This window comes from Brevundimonas kwangchunensis, from assembly GCF_039523815.1.
In the GTDB taxonomy this organism is placed as follows: Bacteria; Pseudomonadota; Alphaproteobacteria; order Caulobacterales; family Caulobacteraceae; genus Brevundimonas; species Brevundimonas kwangchunensis.
Window position 1 is genome coordinate 433,469 of sequence record NZ_BAAAGA010000005.1, and the last position, 18,611, is coordinate 452,079.

Sequence of the window (18,611 nt, forward strand, 5' to 3'; positions counted from 1 at the left end):
GCAACGGCCTAGCGGGACCAGATCAGGCTGTGCCCGCCTTCGATCTCGACCAACGAGGCGTAGATCGGGGCCGGGAAGCTGGGATCGTCGAGCTTGACCGACAGGTACTCGCGGTTCTGCTGGCTCGTCTTCTTCCAAGCGGCGCCGAACTCGGTCTGGCCGGAGAAGATGCGGAAGTCGGGCGCCTTGTCGTCGCTCTTCTCGTTGGCCCGCAGCTGGGCCGTCTTGACGTTAAGGGTCAGGGTCTTGATCGAACCGCTGTAGCTGCCGTCCGCTTGCTGGGTGAAGGTGCCGATGGTGGCCATGGAAGTCTCTCCTTGCTGATGTCGGACCACGCCTGCCGCGGCCTCGATGGCGATCGGCGGATCGGAGACTGGTCGGCCCGCAGGGCGAGCACGGCGAGACCCCGCAGCGCAGCGGAGGACCGGGAGAGCGGCTTTCTTGCCTCGCGAGGAAGGCCGTCAGGCCGGGGAAGAAAGCCGCGCGACCGGTTGCGGAAGCCGGACGGGCTTCGGTCAGATCAGGCCATTGAGAGGCCGCGCAAGGCTGGCTGTTGCAGGTAAGACGACCATGGTCACCCACGCCTGAACCACGCGGGCCAGTCACGCCGGTCGTAGGGATCATGCCGCCAATGTCGACGCAGCCGCTCCGCCACGAAGGGTTCGCCCAGGCCCCATCGTTCCAGGGTCTTCTGAATCTGTCCCCGTTCGATCAGCTCAAGCCGGGACGCCGGTCGCTGACACGCCGCACACCGAAACCGGCCAGCGAACCACAGTTCGCCGACCGCGATGGCGCGCGGGATTACGGGCAAGGCGGCTCCATCGATCGATTGGGTCCTGCCGCAGGGCTCACAGGCGATGCGCAACAGCAGACCATGCCGCCGAGCGGACTGCACCGTCACGAGGCGCGGGGGAGACGGCGGCCCAAACGGCCTGTGCATCTAGAACCAAAGCTTGAGCGCGGCCGAAGAAATCGGTCCCTCGGCCTGATCTCCATTGTCGGTGTAGGAGACGCACGCCACCCGATGCCCGCACTGGCATCGGAACCGATAGGACGGGCTGCTGGCCGGCCAATACCTAGGCGCGCCGAAGACCGGACGCGGATCCATCAAGACCGCACTATCGCACAGCGGACTGTCGCACCGCACGACCAGGCGCCGCCTGATCTCGGGACTATGTCTTCTCGCGACGTTCGCCGCTCACACTGTATCATCACGGTCCGCTCCAACCAGCCAACCGACCCGGGTTCGCTCTAGGGGCGGCAGCCGATGGAGACAAGCCAGAAGTTCTCGTTATGTTCCGGTATCTGTGCGCCGGTCCGCTCCGTGCTCATCAGCCATAGCTGAACGCGCGCCAAGCCTTGGCAAGCCGTTCCCACAGCTTCGGTCTGACGGGCCTGACTTCACCGAGAAGGTCCCCGACCGCCGTGGTCGTATCCTCTTGTGCCTGCCCGAGCTTCTCCAGCAGGTGAACGAGGCAAACCGCATAGGCTTTGCGCGCCAAGGGTAGATCAAGCTTTGATGATGTGGAGCCGGAATGAACCACGTCCCCACGGGCGCTGAACAGTTTCCGCACAATCTCGACCACCGGGTCCGGCTGCCCCTCTGCAGTCAGGATGTGAGCTGCCCGATCCACAATACGGGCCGTCACGCCTCCAGCGTAGCTGTCGATCAGCAGGGACTCAAACGAGACGGCCAAACTGACGATCGCTTCGTGATCCGTTCCACTGCCGGTAAAAGATCGCCGAAACCAATAGACGGAATCGCTGACCTTGGCAGCAAAGCGGGTTCGAGCTGTCTTGGGCCGCCCCGTCCCAACATTGGCGCGATGGAAATCTCCCAAAGCGGTCACGGCAGCCTCTACCCTGTCTTTCACAGCTTGGGCGGCGGCCATTGCCTCGAGCTGCAGATCCACGTTCAGGTCAGACAGTTGCGCTAACCCGGTTGCGGAGAGGTTCATCGGAACGCGACGGTACGACAGGTCACGGCCCCCGCCGGCATTCTCGAATACGAGGTAGTGCCTGATATCCAGCGTCTCCCCGCTGGAGCGCGAGCTGCTGTATCGCCCGCCGGACTGCGGATCGATCAGAACCGAAAGCAGCATGACGAGCGCGGCGCCGAGCCCGAGCTTGCGCATATACTCAGATTGGTTCTCGTAGGCCCCCACGGCATACGACCGCACGCGGATCATCATCAATGGATTCTCGGATAACCACTTGAGCCGCGGATTGGCGTGTTCCTGAAGAAGCGCGTGGGTCGGAATGGGCGACGAGATTCCCAGAGCCAGGGCCGCTCGCTCAACGAACTCGACGGTCTTTTGGATCGACTGGGTCTGCGGCACTACGGCGATGCCCAGCGCCGCGAAGGCGACATCTTCGATCTCTGGCGCCCCGAGCCGAAACCGCCGCATCACGCCATAGCCGTGAAGCGGGTAAAGAACGAACCCGGGTTCATGGAATGACTGCTGGTTCAGTTCAGCCACGGCATCGCCGACCGGATCGACAGATCCGTCGCGGATCAGCCTGAAAATCAGAGGATCGATGATCTCGATCCCGACGTGCACGTCCTGTTGATTCAGCAGCGCGTGAAGCTCGAGGCGCAAGGGCTTGATAGCGGCCTCGACCTGTTTGAACTCCCGCGTCTCTTCGCCGAAATTATAGACGAACTCATCAAGATTTTCGGAACCCCGAAGCCGGTTCAGCAGAGAGGTCGTCGCAACAACCTGCTTCCGTCGTGTGGCCGTGATGGATGCTGGACTGGGGATCATCAAACACTCGCGGGCCTGGGGGTCATGACAACATGCCTAGCGGCGAGCGACATCCAAACCAACACCTTTGCGCCAGCCTCCGGGACCACTGTGACCCGTCACTGCAGGGCCTGAAGCACCAATTCGACAGCCGCCTTCAGGTCGCGAACGATGAGAGCCCCGGGCACGCGAACCGACCGCATTCCAGCCGCCTCCAAGCGCTGGCTGATCGCCTCGTCCTTCCGAGCCGCCTTGCCGCCACGGTGATGGCGGGTCGAGTCGCAGAAGACCGCCAATCGCTGGTCGGGAAAGAACATATCGGCTTCGGTGATCAACCCCGGCAGATCACTGAGATCCTGAGCCCAAAGATCGTAGAGGGACGGATGAGCCGAGCCATCATCGAAAAGAAGCATCTGCAAGATCGGGGTCAGGTTCTCCCGCAGCAGGCCCTGCAGCAGGAACAGTTCGATCGGGGATTCCGCCCCCCAGACGCGACGTGCTTGAAACGTCTCGAACGGCGAGAACATCAGCCTGGTACGGTGCCGGTGATATTTGCGGAAGGGTTTGCCCTCCCCCATGCCCAAGTTGACCACGCCCACGGTCTCGGGATCGAAACCGAGTTGCAGGTAGTACATGTCCGTCACCAGGCCGAGCGCGTCCGGGAACGCGTTCCGCGGCTGATCGCCGAGAAACACGGTAATGTTGCCCCAACCGCCCCAGTGACCCGTGAACGGATTGAAATCGACATAGCAAGGCTCCTGCTGCTGGAGCACTGCATTCAGATCCATCTTACGGACATATTCGACATCGACATTCGACAGGACGGTCCCGCGCTTGTTCGCCGGCACCAGCGAGATCGCATACGGCACCCCCAGCATGACGCCATCGACTTCGCGGAAGGCGGCGATGCTGGTCACCACCGAGACCATCTGAAATCGCGTTCCCTTGCTCCGGAAAAGCTCAATCTCACCGTCGGACGGCCGGTCTTCGAGAACGAAGGCGGCGGCATCCATCATCTCGCCCGTGATCGGCTGGACACCGCCAAGGTGAAGCATGCTGAGCTTCACCCAGTCGGGCACGGTGCTGAGCTCCAGACCGATCGGCAGCGCCGGAATGACGGCGTAGTTCGAATCTTTGATCAGATAGGCTGGACGGTTGTCGATCATGGCGTCGACGGGCGGCTCACGCGTCGTCGGCCCCGGCCTCTTGCCGCAACTGGATCAGCCGTTCCTCACACACGATCTTGACCAAGCCTCGCAGCACCTCCACCCGCTCCGTCAGCCACGCCAACTCTTCGGTGCTGATCTTGTAGTGCTTCGAATAGCGGGCCTTCACATAGGCCTCGCGCAGCAGTTCGAAGCAGCGGCGTTCGAACTTGGTCTCGCGTGGCCAGGCCTCGGACAAGCGCGCATCGATCGCTTCGGCTTTTTTGCGCAGAAAGGCCAAGTTGTGTGCCTTCCCGCTATACAGCGTCACCACCAGCAGGATGCAGTGATAGAGGTGCTCGGTCGCCTGATGGAGGCTGAAGGCCGCGAGCTTTGGGTCGTCACCGTCCCCCATGTAAAACTTCGCACCTCTTGCGAAGCTCGCTGAGCTCGACATCCATTCTTCCATGAAGCCTTCAGCTTCAACCAAGGCGGCCTGAGCTTTGATATCCGCCGGCTTGTGCAGTTTGGCGCCCGGGGTGTCGTAGAGGACCACGCCGTCGCGGACGATATCAGCAAAGAAGTAGCGCCCGCGATCAAGCTGTTCGTTCACGTCGTCGAGGCCGTGAACGATGATGCTCACCGGCGTCCGGATTTCGCCCTCGCCCGGCATCGTGCGGTTCTCGGCGTCATGCCAGAACTCGCCGTCAGTGAGGTCCTCATGATCGACGACGACCAATAGATCAAAGTCAGAGAAGTAGCGTCCGACCGGGTCGTGGACCCAGTCGCCACGTGCGTATGATCCGTACAGGATGATCTTGAGGATCTTGCCGTTCTTCAGACGCGCCGCCCGGCGCGTCGAGATCGCTTCCTCGAACGCGCCGCGGATCACGTCCACGACGTGACGGAGCTCCGCCTGCTTCCGCAGTGGCAAATGATCGAGACTCTTCTTCATCGTTTGGAGTCTCCCCGATGGTGACGCGGACGGCAAGCCAATTGCCCCACCGCAAGTTCAACGAAACGCCTTTGAGTTGAGACGGTCGCGTCCCGTGGCGCGTCTCCTAGGAGGTCTCGCGGTGGGCCGCCCGCGCCGACTCCAGTTCCCGACGACTGATCTCATCGATCTGCCTTTGATGCGTTTCGGGGTCGATCCCGAGTCGAGGGAGGATCGGGGCCACGGCCGCCTGCACGGCCTCGTCCGTGCGCGTGAACAGATCGTGGTCTCGATCGAGCTCTTCAATCATGGTCAAACGCCCCGCGCTGTGGGCGAACGCGACCGCGTTCTCCCTGAAGAACTCGTGGGCAATGGCGTTGCGACGTCGCAGGGAGTCCGTCAGCAGGTCGTCGAGCGATGCATCGACCCTATGGACGCTTCTGAAACGGTCGATCAACGTCCCGAGGGTCAGCAAGTGATGCTTGTCCATGTAGGCGTCGAACATCGCCTCCCATTCGGCTTTGGTCGGCGCCTTGCGCTCTCGTCGCGCGCGGCCATGAACCTGAGACATGAGCTCCACGTGCATGAGCGCGATAGCCAGGCCCGTCTCCACGCAGCTCGCCGCATAGGCCGCTCGGCCATAGTAGGCGAACACTTCGCGCACCTGGAACTCAGCGTCGGGATCGTCTTCGGTTTCGTCTGTCATGCAGTCGTCTCGGATTGCGGATTTGCGCCAAGGCCAACACCAGCCAAGACAAGGTGCTCTTCCAGCAACTGCTGGACCTCCCCCGCGCCTTCGGCGTGAGGCCATGTCACATTGAAGGCTGCTAGACAGGCCAGCAGGGCTTGGGTGCCAAGCGTCAACGTCCGCTTGATGCCATCCCCATCGGGTCCGGTGACATGGCCCGACCACGTCCCATCGGGGTTCATTTCCACATGCCTGGACAAGGAGTGAAAGGACGGGTGCGCCGATCCCGACGACAGCATCTTGTAGAAGGCGTAGAAGTCGTCGGATTGCCCTTCGGCCGCCAGCGCCTCGATGCCAAGTTTGCGGCGACCGCGCAGCGTCTGTTCAACCTCCGCCACACGCTCCATCAGGCGTGCCTTGAGGACCAGATCAGGGGCGTCGGTGCGATCGAGTTGACCGAGCACGGCTCGGTCCCGACCACGCTGGCTGTGGAGCTCGTCGGTTCGGAGCGCTTCGACCGCAGCTGCGGGCGCCGTGTGCAGATAACCCAGCCACAGGCTGTTCTCGTAGAGGCCGCGGATCAAAGTGTCCGCCTCCAGGGTCATCCCTCGCTCGGCGAGGACCACGACGGCCTGAAAGCCTGACAGGCTGCGGATGAGTAAGCGCGTCGCGACACAAATCGGGTCATGGGTGCTATGGCCGATGCAAGCGACCTCGGCGGCATTCATGATGCGCTGACCCACGCCGTTGGCGCGCGTGGAGAAGTCAAACCAAGGCCGGTTCATCTCACGCAGGCTCGGGACCGCGCTCGCGATCGCGTCAGACAGGAAGCCGTCGCGTCGAATGGAAATGATTGCGGGGTGGGTGTCGAGTTCAGGGTTCATCGGCATCGGGTCCTCCCTGGTCTTCAGCGACCTCCGCGGGAAGGAAGTCCTCGAGACGCGGCATGGGCTGGTCAGCGTCCTGGATCAGAGTCTGGGACCACAGAATGGAATAGGGATAGTGCGAGCGGCACATCATCTCCCCACCCTCGTCAAACCAATGGGTCGCCTCCGGTAAGAGTTCAAACGGAGCCGGATGGCGGGCGAACGGGTTGTGGAACACCTCCATCTCCGCCGTCCACGGCTCATAACCTTGGGGCCACAAGGACCGGTATTCCTCGCCGGCGACGTCCAGGCAGAACGGAATACCCTCAAGAGCGCCGGGGTCACGATCAAAAAATCGACCCATACGGACATAGCGCAGCCCCTCCGGGGGGCCGGCCGCCGAGGCCATCACGCGATTTAGCTTCCCTGTCGAACACGCGTTCGAAAAGATGACGGCGGACAGTTCAGCATGCCGGTCATCTGCGAACAGGCCTGCCGGAAATGCCGACGGCCCGTGCAGGTGAGTGGCGAACACCGACGTAGCTACGGCGGCGCCATCGATCTCGGTCACCTGGGCGCCCTGGCCGTACAAATAGCCGATCAGACCTTCGCGACTCCAGGTCATCGACGCCGGCGCCTGAAAGTCAGCCAGAGCGATCATGAACGGCTTGCCAGCGACGTGGGGCAGTGTGTGGTAGCTGCGCGCCAGCTTGTTGCCGAGAGTCTTGGCGAACCGCAGTGCGGCCGGTCCGAAAAACAGTTCCTCACGCCCCTGCGGCGGCAGGCTACGTGGTGCATTGACGTGGTCGTAGGGGACCGGCGGGTTGGCGGTCACCGCCTCCACCCAAGCCTCGCCCCCTGTTCGGTTCACGATGCGAAAATCCGGAGACTCATGCGGTTGGGTCACCAGCAATCCCTGCTCGCGAAACGACGCGAGCAACTGGGCCTCCCACAGGCGCGTGTGAAAATTGGTCGTCTGGCAATCGCTGGCCCAGTTTTTGTCGGGATTGGGCAGAGCCAGGTAGAGCTGGTTCAGTATCCATCCGGCTCGTTGGTGGGTCTGCGCCCGGAGAAGGTTGAAGGTGCTGCCCGGGGTGCGTCCTTGCAGATCATACAGCGCCGGTCGTGGGGCAGTGTTCGCGGGAAGTGGCTCAGGAGGCGCGCCCTCGCGGAGCAACGGCTCGATCAGAGATTTCGCCTCTCGAAGCGAGGCGAGGCCGTCCTGCTGGGCAGTAATCACCCAGACCTGATCAACGCGCCGTCGCATGACGATCAGGCCGAACATTCCGCTGTGGTCATCGCGGGTGGCGATGCCACAGGCCCTTCCCCCGGCGTCCCGCCAAGCGCCGACTGGCGGGCGATCGCCGAAACCATGGCCACGCGGAAGGCTCAAGGCGTAGACGTCGAACAAGCTCTGCGGAAGTTCTTCCATTCCGCCTATCTAAAGAAGCGCTGGTTTAGGTGTCGCAGATTTTCTTGGTGCAGGGAGAACGTCGTGGAGCGCAGCCGCCGGCTGCTGACAGGATGAGAATGGACGCTGAGACTTCGCACTGGCTGCCTGACATCGACATCTCTGTCGCCGGTGAGCCCGGCGCCTTCCTGAACCAGATGGCCGACATCGGCCGGGCGTCAGGTCGTTTCGATGTTGAACTCCGCCATCATGCCGTCGGCACGATCGGGTTCGACGCCGTGAACTTTCGGGTTCGGGAAAAGGGCGTTCATCGTGAGTTGGGCTTTCAGCTCCTTGCACACTCAGACACGCCCGGTCGGGTCGCCGTCGAAGTCCGCGCGCAGCGCTGGGAAGCAGACCCGCCAACCCATGCCGTCTACTGCAAGGCCGCGCGAAGTCTGACCGGAACGCTGCTCACCATCCTGAACCGCAACAACGCCACACGGTATCGCCTACGGATCGAACGGCTGGGAACCGGGCGGTTCAAGATCTCTCCACACAGCAAAACGCTGCTCGACCGGTTTGCCCTGCTCGCGAACTCTTCGTCGCTGCATCCGCTCGATTGGAGGCGGTTCTACGCCTTGGTCAGGGAGGGACGTCAGGAAATCCCGGAAGGGCAGCTTCGGGCATCGCTGGTCGAGAGCGGCTTCTCCAAAACCGCAGCCCAGGAGCTGGCCGAACTCTACGGGCATCTGTGGGCATTCAAGCGTTTTCGCTAGCGGATCTTGGATCGGATCGCAGACGTCCTTATCCGGCCAACCTTTGCGCGCCATCGCGTGCACCTTCGCGTTCGTGTCATGACGAACCTTTCGACGGGCAATAAAAAGCCGCGCGCCCCCAAAGGGCGCGCGGCGAGTTTTCGTCTCAGACGGTGCTATTCGGCGGCGAACGAATAGCCGTCGTCATCACGGGGCGTTTCGGCGCCCGGCTCTTCCGGCTCCGCCGCGTCAGACACCGTCCGCAGCGGAACGGGCAGCCACCCCTTTCCCTCCACTAGCCGTTCGGCGGCCTCGGCCATGTCCGCCTTTTTGAACCCGGCGATCCGTGCGGCCTCTTGGGCGCCCGCCGCCTCCGTCACAGCTTCCAGCACCTTGGGTTTGGCGACACGGGTGAAGTAGCTGGCCGCCGTCGCCGTCCACCTCCCGGCCATATCGAGCCCGACCGCCGTCGCCAGCGTCTCCGCCTGCGCCAAGGCGCCGGGGCGCCGGTCGTGCGGGTCGCGCACGGCGTAGAGGCCGACCCCGGCGCAGCAGGCCATCAGGTCCAGCTGATCCGACGGCGCCAGCGCGGCCACCACGCCCCAGAGGTCTTCTGGGCGCTCGGGCAGACGCGCGCCCCACGCCTCGCACCGGTCGCGGACCCGACGCCCTGCGGGACCGTCGTCCACCCCCGGGGCCAGCCGCTCTAGTCCGGTCGTCGTCAGCCGGAGCTGCAACGGCGTCCAGACGCCGTAGCCCGGATAGAAGACCTGCAGAACGAGGGCGTGGACCACGGTCGCCAACGCCGCATTCACATCGGCCTGCACCGCATCCCGCAAGCCCATGGTCTTGTGGGCCGTGAGGTCGATCAGCAGACGGTCAGACAGGGCCGAAGGCGTCTCGCCCTCAGGCGCGTCCGAACCCGACTGCGTTTCGCTGTCCGCACCATCGTCTGCTCCTTCGTCCTCCGGCCAAGGCGACGGCAGGTCGGCGGGCACGTCCTCGGCCCGGACCAGACCGCGCTCGAAGCGGGCAAGGCCGTCGTGACCGAGCGTCACCATGACCCCGGCGCGCGTCCTGGCCTCGGGCGCATAGGCGAAGTCCGGGCCGAAGGCCTGCAAGGCCTTGTCGATCTCCTCCAGCCGCGCATCCGCCTCGGGAGACAGGCCATCGTCCCCGGCCTCGGAGACGATGCCGTCGTATTCCTCCGACAGGGCCGTGATCTCGGCGGCGTCCGCCTCCGACCGCTCGACCGCGACCGGATAGACTCGCCCGAACGCGGACACGTCCGGATAGTCCAGACCCGCCTCGGCCCATTTCCAGCCTTCGCGCTCGCGGGCCTCGTCGGCCAGCCCGACCAGCTTCTCGCAAACCAGCCGGTCCAGCAGAGCCACGTCCTCCAGCCAAGCGCCGCCGTCCTCGGTGAACAGGTCACGGAGAATTCCGCCGCCCGCCACGGCGTAGGCCTCCACGCCCACGAAGCGGACCCGCCGATCATCGACGCGAACCTTGGCCTCGGTCATGGCGCGCCGGATCGCGTAGGCCGGGGTATGCGGCCCGATCTGCTCGAACACCTGCCGTTGCCGGCCCTGATCCTCGCTGACGCAGAAGGCGGTCAACTGGTCGAGCGCCAGCGTCCCGGCCCGATACGCAGCCATCAACTCCGGCGCCGCCGATCCCAACCGCAGCCGCTGGCGCACCACATGGGCCGACACCCCGAACCGGGCGCCGATTTCCTCTGGCCCATACCCCTTCTCCGAAGCCAGCCGCTGGAAGGCCTCGAACTGATCGGCGGGGTGCATGGCCTCGCGGGTCATGTTCTCGTCGAGGCTGATCTCGTGGGCGTCGTTCTCGACGTCCACGATGACGCGCACCGGATAGGTCCGCTTGATCGCCTTGCGCTTGGCCAGCAGCCGCAGGCCCTGACGGCGCCCTTCGCCAATGGTGATGAGGTAGTTCCCGGTCGGGACGCCCTCCCCGTCTCGCTCGATCTCGACCACGGGCGGCTGCAACACCCCCTTGGCCTTGATGGAGGCCGCGAAGGCCTCGATGGTCGCCGGGCTGTGTGGGGTCTTCCTCGCATTCTTCGGCGAGGCCTTGAGCCGGTTGAGCGGCACGGTGATCTCGGCGCCGTGTTGCGGCTCCGTCGCGACGGTCTGAGTGGATTGAGCAGTCATGTCTGCCTCCTTTGGGCATGGGTTGCAGGCACGCGAACTGCGCGCCTGAAACCCATGCCCGTCGGCGAGACCGGGGTAGCAAGGGCCAGGGCGGACCGGCCGGAGGGGGATCGCCCGACCTGCACAAGCCTGCCCCTGATGATTGTCATTACGCCCCTCGCCGGCGCGGAAGGTCGGGGAGACCGGCCGGTCCGGCGGCGCAGCCGCTTCACCCTGGCCCGCGCGAGGGCGGAGCCCTTAGCCCTTCTGCGAAGCCCGCCACGCATCCTTCTGGCGCGGCGTCGCGGGCTTCAGCTTGAGGAAGACAATTTGACCGGGCCTGGCCTCGCCCCAGCTGACGTAGATGCGGCTGCTTCGGTCCGGCCCCACCACATCGATCATGTGGGGTCTGAGCACTGCGTCGGACGGCGTCGGCGCACCCTTGTCTTCGAGGTGGAACTTCAATCCCAGCCCTTGCAGGCGGAAGATCACCGCGACCAGCCGGCCCTGATCCTCGTCGATGACCGGAAGGGTCGAGACGGCTGAGCGGCCAAGGGACGCCTCGTGCGCGTCCGCATCCGTCGGCACCTCCAGACGCATGAGGCTTCGGGGCGGGATCGCCGTCAGGCCGTCGGCGATTTTCGCCATCGGCGGCGGGTAGTCGCGGAACCGGTAGGGCCCGACCTTGAAGTCCATGCCCGTCGCATAGAGACCGGCCAGGGTCTTCATCGCCCAGAGTTCGAGCGCCTCGCCGGAGATGAGGGTCGAGAACCGCTTGCGCGACAGGGACGCCTTGGTGGCGTGCATCTGCGCGGCCTCCAAAGCCAGGAACGCCCGCTGGGCATGGGCGTCCAGAGGGGACAGCGCGGAGTTGTGGCGCTGACACAGGATCTTGGATATCAGTGCGTCGGCGGACGTCGCCATGACCGGCTCCGCCTGCCACGGCATGCCCCTGACCTTGAGGCCCGGCCGGCTGATCAGGCCCCGGCTGATGTAATGCTCCCGGCTGATGGTGCGCGAGCAGTCGCAGGACCGGTTGAGATAGCATCTGGGGTGGGCATAGCCGGTGGCCGGCGGCGTCGGTTGGATTGGACCCAGCTTCAGATGGGGCCGCCCGTCGGACCTCAGACAACAGTCGCCGAACGGCTTCCCGCTATCGCAGGGACAGCTGTCGCTGCGCGTCCAGGGGAAATCCCATTGATCCTGGGGCGGAGTGATCCAACGCCGGGCCGCCATCAGACCTCCGAGGGCGGATAGGTTGTCAGGTGATAGCCGCCGATCCAGCCGATCCGCTGGCCGTCATAAGCGATCATCGCGAACACGATCCGAGCGATGATCTCCCGGACGAACTGCACGTGAGGCCAGAGTCCCGATCCTACCGAGGATCGTGGCGCGTCGGCGCGATAGTGGCCCCGGTGCACGATCTCGTTTCGGACGTTCACTGCACGATCCAGCGCCTCGAGATTGAGATCAGCGACCGGGACATTCCACTGCTTCATAAGCAGCCTGACCTTGTCTTTCAGCGGCCGGCGATTCAGGTCCGCCATCTTACCCGGCAGGGCCGTCAATAGCGCTTCAAGGTCAGGATCGCCTTGAGCCACTGGAGCCGCAGTCCGCATGGCGGTCGAGAGCCGTTTGAACTGCGTCGGCGAGAGAAAATGGCTCTGGCGAGACGTCAGGTTGGCATGGCTCAGGTTCTCGAGAACGGTCATGGCCTGAACCAGCCGCATCTCCGTGTAACCCGCGGCCATGACGTACCATTCGAGGGCGAACATCAGCTGCTCGACCTTGAACACCGGTGAAAACCAGGCGTCGACGGCTGCGCGCACGAAGGCCTGTTGGTTGAGGAAATGGATGACGGGCTGATGGGTATCGCCCCCGCCGGCCTGCTCGAGAACTTCGAGCGTCCACTCCGTGCCGCTCGCGTACTCCAGGGTCGGGCCCTTGAGATTCCGGCCCGCTGCGAAGCTCGTCATGAGCCTGAGGTATTCCAGCAGCCGCCCCGCCTCAGTCCGCCAGGCTGGAAGATCGGCGACGGCGGACGGCGCGACGATGGTTATGAACCCCGAAATCTTGTCGTCGACGGGCTTGGCGGGGCCGCCGCCGACATAGATCGTTCCGAGAGCCGTCTCGACCTGGTGCCGGCCGAAACCCTGAAACGCCCGCAATCCCATACGTAGGAACGGCTCCTCGTGCCTCCGAGAGGCTGTCAGGGTCGCCAGCTGGGCCTGCCCCTTCAAGGCGAGATAAGACCCCTCCTGATCGTCATGAACGGGGGCGTTGAGGTGCAGATGATCCGTCGTTAGCGTCACCTCGCCCGACCGCGCGACCAAGCTGAAGTACGACACCGTCTCACCGCGGTCGTCGGGGTCGCGCAGCCAGGCGGTAGCCCTAGTGAAGGCCAGTTCCTCGAAGTTGAAGACGAGCGATCCGGACGGGGTCAGGGTGAGCTTGAACGCCACGTCATGATGGTCCCCGCCTCTCGAGAGGCGGCCCAAAAACGCCTGCGGCTTCCGGAAATCCAGCATGAGACGACGGTAACCGTTCCCAAGCGCTCCCGAAACCGAGGCGGTCTATGAGCAGGCGCAGGACTCAATCCACACGCAAGCTGGCGGCGTTCAGACGGGCCAACAGCAGCGGCTAGATGGGGAACAGCCCTCGTCGCCCGTCGCCACCGGAGAAGACTTCCAGGTGCGCCCGAGTTTCCAGTCCGTCCGGGGGATCGACATTCTCCAGAATGATGAATTGGGCGTCGATCTCCAGCGAAGCGAGGTGATCGAAGAAGCGGTCCTTAAGCGATGTCGCCGCCAGCGCGCGCTCGTCGTCCTCGAGTTCTCCGAACTTCGGGGTCTTCAGTGGATCGCGATAGGTCAGAAGCGGCGTGTCCAGAACAAGGAAGCCCGGATGAGGCAGGCCCTTTTCCCTGCAGAACAACAGCAGGGCGACCTTGAACGCAGCATGGGTGACGGCGCGAACGCCCTTGCCGTTGGCCACGCGAGCCTTGCCGTCAATCTTCAGATCGTAGGTCTCGTCGTCAAACGAGACGTGGTGCTCGCCGGGGAAGCCCCATTGCTCGAGCACGCCGCTGACGATCTGGGCGAACTCATGGGTGATGCTGCCAGCGACGCCCAATACAGGTCTGTCCGCCTTGGGCGTCGCCTTAGCGCCCTCGTACCCGTCACGACGTCGCGTAAGCTCTTCGCGCTGCGTCAGAAGGGCGAGGCCGCGTTGAGCCTTGTCCCGCGCCGCCACGATCTGACCGAGGTCCGATTGGGACTGAGCAGCCTGGGGCGTCAGGTCGGAGATATCGGCCTCTAGTTTGCCAAGCCGCTCCGTCAGGCGGGGCAGTTCGTCACCGAGAAGCGATTGCTCATCGCGGAGGGTGGCTAGTGTGCTAGCCAGATCCTCCGACTGTCGGCGGATCTTGGCGATCTCTACCAGAGCCGCTTCTCTCACCAACGCAATGTCCTGATGGTCATGGGCATGAACCTGAGCGTCCGGCGGTGCTCCGCACAACGGGCATTGCCGTTCGGCGGACAGGTTCAGCAGGAAGCCCGCCTCTTCCAGGGCCTCAAGTCTGGCGACGTCGGAGGCGTACACCTCCTGAAGCTGTTCAAAGCGGTCGATGTGCAGGTTCACTTCGTCGAGCCGGCTCGCCGCATCCGGAATGGCGCGCGCCAACGTCTGCTTCTCGGCCATGAGGCCGCGGATCGAGGTCTGCAGAGCGGCGAAGCTCGCGCTCGCCGCATCAATGGATCCTTCCAATCGTTTGAGCTGGCCCAAGAGATCTTCGGTGTCCGGATAGTCCGCCTCGATCGTGGCCTCGATCCCGGCGATCATATCGTCGACGACCTCAAGCCGAACCTGTTTGGCGGCGTTGAAGGTCTTTGGATCCTCAACGGCCACGATCGCGCTGTCGTCCAGACCCGTCAGCAAGAGCCGGAAGACGCTTCGCTCGGTTGTTCGGGCGTCACGCTGCCCCCCTTCGATCGGCGATCGTTCGATCTGGATGCTCGTTTCATCGACCAGATAGATCAGGCCCAGATCGCGGAAACTCAGAGGCCGTTTCTGGCCAAACGCATTGGTGGCGACTTCCTTGCCGCGCAGTCCGACCTCCGTCAGAAGCAGCGCTGACAGATTTCCGTCTGAAACGGCGTCATGTTTTGGCTGCAGGGTCCGAGTGGTCTCTCCGGCGACGGGCGCGGTGACGTGTCCCTGGTGAAGCGAGAAGGCCCCACCGCTCAGAGCGCGCGACAGTGTTACGTCACCCTCTTTCGGGAGTGTGAGCGCCAGCCAGGCGGTGTCGTAGCCTTGCCGTTCGTTGATGTCTGGAAGCGCCTTTGAGCCGCCGAACATGAAGTCCAGCGCCTTCAGGGTGAATGACTTGCCCGTGTTGGACGCACCCCAGATCAGAGTCAGCTTGTCGCCGAACGTCAGAGCCGCCGACGCCTTGTCCGGGCCGGTGAAGGTTAAGCTGCGCAGAACGATCCGGTCAGACATGAGCGCTAGTTTCGCTGGCGACGTCGCCGCCATGGAATTCGATCCGCCAGCGCCCGATACGCTCGGCAACCAGTTGCTCCAGTTCCAGTCGGGACCGCGAGAGTACATTGGAAGCGAGCCATTCGGCTCTTTCTCTCAAGGCGGTGGAATAGGGCGAACGCATCAACTCGATCACGCCCACAGCTTCCTCGCTCGCCCGATAGAGTAAACCAGCATCGCCGTCGGGTACGAACTCCACCAGATGAAGCCGGCGCATCGCCAACAGGCTGTCTTCCACCAACCGACGGCGCACGAGCAGTTCACCGCTCCGTTGCGGTACATCGGGATGGAGGCTCTGCGGTCCACCGATATCGCCGGTGTGAACGATGAGATGATCGAACCAGGCGATCTCGGTGACATCAAACGCGCGGGGATAGGCCGCGTTCAGGACCACGATCGCCCTCACGCCGGTTTCGAGCGGGCTGTTGAACAAGGTAGCCGCGGCGGCGCTCATGGCTTCTGCCATCGCAGCCTCGGCTCCGCTTCATTGGCGAAGTGGTGGCAAATCCCCTGCTTCGCCTTCACCCGGGAATGTTGAGCAAGGATGCCGCTCGGCTGAACGGCCGCTGCTTGAGACATCACGGCATCAGCCCGTCCGAGCGCATCGGCGTGAGGTCCATCGCAGGTGTCAGCCACCCCATGAAAGATGTCGCTTTCGAACGTCTCGATCGCGGCCGCGTCGGTGTTGTCGCGATAAAATCGTTTGAAGGCGTCGGCGTCGTAGAAGCGTTCGCGCTGCCGAGCCAGATGGGTTCCAAACTGTGGGTGGCTGGCTGCGGACTGATGATCCGCGATGGGCGCGCCGGCGCGCTCGGAGTACGCTGCGAGCAGTTGGCCGATGTAAGGGAGCTCATCCTCCTGGACGGCATCAGGCGTGGCCCCCAACGGCGCCGGCCCGGGATCGGCGCCGAACCATTTATAGAGCACCGGCTTGGCGGCGGGATCGCCGAGAAGGTCATCCAGGCCGATGCGGCCAATACGAGAGAAGTCATAGGCTTCGATGAAGGCCGTCAACTCCGGCGTCAGAGGCACGCTGGCGCCGTCGATAATGGTGTTCTCGCAATACTCGTCCCAGCCCGCGATGAAGGCTTGTTTGAACTCGATCGGTTTGAACAGGAGGCGCTGCAGGTTCCGATTCACACCCTTTGGCGCGACGAACGACAAGGTCCGAGGCGGGGTGAATTCACCCAGGCTCGCGTAGTAGAGAATCTTGCCGATCTCATGGAAGGCCGAGGCGGTCGGAAGCGTCTTGCCGTATTGCTTGCACTGGAAGTTGTCCCAGTCGCCCTCATGAAGCGTCTGATCGACGAAACCCACGACGTCTCGGCCTCGATCACCAGAGCCGCTGAACACCTCGACCTTGAAGTAGCCTGCCTTCTTCTCAAGCGCCCAGTCGCGAACGAACTTTTCCAGGTCCGTCGCCGTCAAGGCCAGCAGCTGTCGATCGTACGTTGCCACCATGGCTTGGAGAACTTCCCCGAGCGAGTCTCTCCCGCCTGCGAACGCTACCCATACGCGAGGACCACAGCAATCCTCGCGTAAGACACCAATCTGGAGGCTGCCGTCTCCTAGCGATCGCTCCGCCTGATATGCTGGGATCACGGCGCTGGGCACGCCAGCGTCCGAAACGTGATCGAATAGCGCAGCGCGGTCATCGGCGTGATCGAGTGCTCCCAGTCCTGCCGCACCTCGCCCGACAGCAGATAAGCGGACCCCGGCGCCAGCGGCGCGCCGGCTCGCGTCCAGCCGTCGCCGCGCTTCTGTCTGAGACGCATGGTGCAGGGCGACAGCAGCGAGACCCCGAGGATCCGACCATACACGGGCCGGTCCCTGTGCCAGCCGATCCCGGCGCCGGGTTGGTACTCGTTGACAAGGGCCTGAACGAAGTCCTGCGCCGGCAGACCGGCCCAGTCGGTCAACTGGCCTAGCAGCTCCTGCAGGAAGGCTGGCCAGTGCTCAGCCGACTCCAACGTCTGACTCGCCTGATCGTAGCGCTGTCCGAACGCGGCGATGCGGCGATTGCCGAGATAGCCGAGGTGCTCGTAGGGCTTGAAGGACAAGGCCTGCAGCGCGCGCACCACCCTCGCCTGCTCGCCCTCTGAAAGGAGATCAGGCCAGTAGCGGAATCCGTCCGGGGCGGCGGGGCCGGCGGGGACCGGCTCGCTGAAGAGGTCTGCCTGCACGCCCATCAGGCCAGGGCGAGCTGGTCGGACGCCGAGGCCGCCGGCGCCTTGAAATTGGACAGGCTGACGCCGACCAGGCGGATGCCTTTGGCGGGCGGATAGAGAGATCGGACCAGCAGGAGACTGATCTCCTCCAGCCGCTCCTTGGACGTCACCGGCTCTGGGAAGGAGCGGCTGCGCGTCGACTGCTGGAAGTCGGCCCATTTGACCTTCACCGTCACCGTGCGTCCGTAGGCGTCCGATTTCTCGCACCAGCCCCAGACATCGCCCGCCATGGCGATGACGCCGGCTTCGATCGCCGAGGGATCAGTCAGGTCACTACCGAAGGTCGTCTCCGATCCGGATGACTTGCGTTCGCGGTTGGGGTTCACCGCGCGATGATCCTCGCCTCGCGAGATGGCGTAGTACCAGGGACCGGACTTGCCGAAGTGCTGTTGGAGGAAGGCGAGCGACTGACGCCGCAGGTCCTCGCCGGTCTCGATGCCCAGCCGGCTCATCTTGGCGGCGGTCACCGGCCCTACCCCGTGAAAGCGTTTCACCGGCAAGGTTTCGACGAAGGCCTCCCCTCGTCCGGGCGGCACGACGAACTGGCCGTTCGGCTTGCGCTGGTCGGAGGCCAGCTTGGCCAGGAACTTGTTGTAGGAAATCCCGGCTGATGCGGTCAGCCCGGTCTCCTCCAAGACGCGGCCCCGGATCTCGACGGCGGTCTCCGAGGCGGTCGGCAGGCCGCGCAGGTTTTCGGTGACGTCGAGATAGGCCTCGTCCAGGGACAGCGGCTCTACCAGAGACGTGTAGTCCGCGAAGATCGCTTGGATCTGCTTCGAGACGGCGCGATAGACCTCGAACCGGGGCGGGACGAAGACGAGGTCGGGACACTGCCGCAAGGCCGTGGTCGACGGCATGGCGGACCGCACGCCGAAGACCCGCGCCTCATAGCTGGCCGCCGCCACCACGCCGCGTTGGGCGGCGTATCCCACCGCCACCGGACGTCCGCGCAAGGCCGGGTCGTCGCGCTGTTCGACCGACGCGAAGAAGGCGTCCATGTCGACGTGAATGATCTTGCGAACCGGCCCGTCGGTCATGCCTTCGACATAGCAAGGCTGGAACAGAAAGTGAACACGATAGTCGCCGCCCGGGACGGTGGCCGATCCCGGCAACCCGTAGGGAGCCGGACGGGCATCGCCGTGGGCAAACCTGCGCATGGCGGC

At 64.1% G+C, this 18,611-nt stretch carries 16 protein-coding genes and 1 pseudogene; 1 reads left to right on the forward strand and 16 read right to left on the reverse strand.

Annotated elements, in window-relative coordinates:
- Positions 1–8 precede the first annotated feature (8 nt).
- The 7 genes from ABDZ95_RS11265 to ABDZ95_RS11295 form a co-directional block, all read right to left on the reverse strand.
- On the reverse strand, positions 9–305 hold the full coding sequence (locus tag ABDZ95_RS11265; protein WP_343793745.1) for a DUF736 domain-containing protein: 297 nt from the start codon (positions 303–305) through the stop codon (positions 9–11).
- Between the two features lie 1,026 nt (positions 306–1,331).
- Positions 1,332–2,765, reverse strand: a complete 1,434-nt coding sequence (locus ABDZ95_RS11270; protein ID WP_343793748.1) for a hypothetical protein — start codon at positions 2,763–2,765, stop codon at positions 1,332–1,334.
- Between the two features lie 98 nt (positions 2,766–2,863).
- Complete coding sequence (locus tag ABDZ95_RS11275) at positions 2,864–3,910, reverse strand: hypothetical protein (RefSeq protein ID WP_343793750.1); 1,047 nt, start codon at positions 3,908–3,910, stop codon at positions 2,864–2,866.
- 16 nt (positions 3,911–3,926) lie between these two features.
- Positions 3,927–4,844 (reverse strand): HEPN domain-containing protein, encoded by a 918-nt coding sequence (locus tag ABDZ95_RS11280; RefSeq protein ID WP_343793752.1) that lies wholly within the window; start codon positions 4,842–4,844, stop codon positions 3,927–3,929.
- A 106-nt stretch (positions 4,845–4,950) separates the two neighbouring features.
- On the reverse strand, positions 4,951–5,529 hold the full coding sequence (locus ABDZ95_RS11285; RefSeq protein WP_343793754.1) for a hypothetical protein: 579 nt from the start codon (positions 5,527–5,529) through the stop codon (positions 4,951–4,953).
- A complete protein-coding gene (locus tag ABDZ95_RS11290) occupies positions 5,526–6,401 on the reverse strand; it encodes a DUF5677 domain-containing protein (protein ID WP_343793755.1) in 876 nt (291 codons plus the stop codon). Before ABDZ95_RS11290 ends, ABDZ95_RS11285 begins: the two co-directional genes overlap by 4 nt.
- Complete coding sequence (locus ABDZ95_RS11295; protein WP_343793757.1) at positions 6,385–7,809, reverse strand: hypothetical protein; 1,425 nt, start codon at positions 7,807–7,809, stop codon at positions 6,385–6,387. Before ABDZ95_RS11295 ends, ABDZ95_RS11290 begins: the two co-directional genes overlap by 17 nt.
- A 98-nt stretch (positions 7,810–7,907) precedes the next feature.
- Here ABDZ95_RS11295 and ABDZ95_RS11300 point away from each other — a divergent pair, with 98 nt between their 5' ends.
- Complete coding sequence (locus tag ABDZ95_RS11300; RefSeq protein ID WP_343793759.1) at positions 7,908–8,546, forward strand: hypothetical protein; 639 nt, start codon at positions 7,908–7,910, stop codon at positions 8,544–8,546.
- 155 nt (positions 8,547–8,701) lie between these two features.
- Here the strand turns inward: ABDZ95_RS11300 and ABDZ95_RS11305 are convergent, their stop codons facing one another.
- From ABDZ95_RS11305 to dinB, 9 genes and pseudogenes are all read right to left on the reverse strand, one after another.
- The gene (locus tag ABDZ95_RS11305; protein ID WP_343793761.1) at positions 8,702–10,702 is read right to left on the reverse strand and encodes a ParB/RepB/Spo0J family partition protein; all 2,001 of its coding nucleotides are present in this window, start codon (positions 10,700–10,702) and stop codon (positions 8,702–8,704) included.
- Between the two features lie 237 nt (positions 10,703–10,939).
- Entirely contained in the window at positions 10,940–11,605 is a 666-nt protein-coding gene (locus ABDZ95_RS11310) for a hypothetical protein (RefSeq protein ID WP_343793762.1), read from the reverse strand.
- Positions 11,606–11,803: 198 nt separating this feature from the next.
- Positions 11,804–11,917, reverse strand: a pseudogene (locus ABDZ95_RS15340) (SEC-C metal-binding domain-containing protein); the annotation flags it as partial.
- Positions 11,917–13,143 (reverse strand): hypothetical protein, encoded by a 1,227-nt coding sequence (locus ABDZ95_RS11315; RefSeq protein WP_343793764.1) that lies wholly within the window; start codon positions 13,141–13,143, stop codon positions 11,917–11,919. The gene ABDZ95_RS11315 and the pseudogene ABDZ95_RS15340, both read right to left, overlap by 1 nt.
- 178 nt (positions 13,144–13,321) lie before the next feature.
- Positions 13,322–15,181, reverse strand: coding sequence for a hypothetical protein (locus tag ABDZ95_RS11320; protein WP_343793766.1), 1,860 nt, complete (start codon positions 15,179–15,181; stop codon positions 13,322–13,324).
- Positions 15,174–15,686, reverse strand: coding sequence for an ABC-three component system middle component 2 (locus ABDZ95_RS11325; RefSeq protein ID WP_343793769.1), 513 nt, complete (start codon positions 15,684–15,686; stop codon positions 15,174–15,176). Before ABDZ95_RS11325 ends, ABDZ95_RS11320 begins: the two co-directional genes overlap by 8 nt.
- On the reverse strand, positions 15,671–16,681 hold the full coding sequence (locus ABDZ95_RS11330; protein WP_343793772.1) for an ABC-three component system protein: 1,011 nt from the start codon (positions 16,679–16,681) through the stop codon (positions 15,671–15,673). Before ABDZ95_RS11330 ends, ABDZ95_RS11325 begins: the two co-directional genes overlap by 16 nt.
- Positions 16,682–16,818: 137 nt before the next feature.
- Positions 16,819–17,409, reverse strand: a complete 591-nt coding sequence (locus ABDZ95_RS11335; RefSeq protein ID WP_343793774.1) for an alpha-ketoglutarate-dependent dioxygenase AlkB — start codon at positions 17,407–17,409, stop codon at positions 16,819–16,821.
- Entirely contained in the window at positions 17,409–18,485 is a 1,077-nt protein-coding gene (gene dinB / locus ABDZ95_RS11340) for a DNA polymerase IV (protein WP_343794295.1), read from the reverse strand. The genes ABDZ95_RS11335 and dinB overlap by 1 nt, the downstream gene beginning before the upstream one ends.
- Positions 18,486–18,611: the final 126 nt, after the last annotated feature.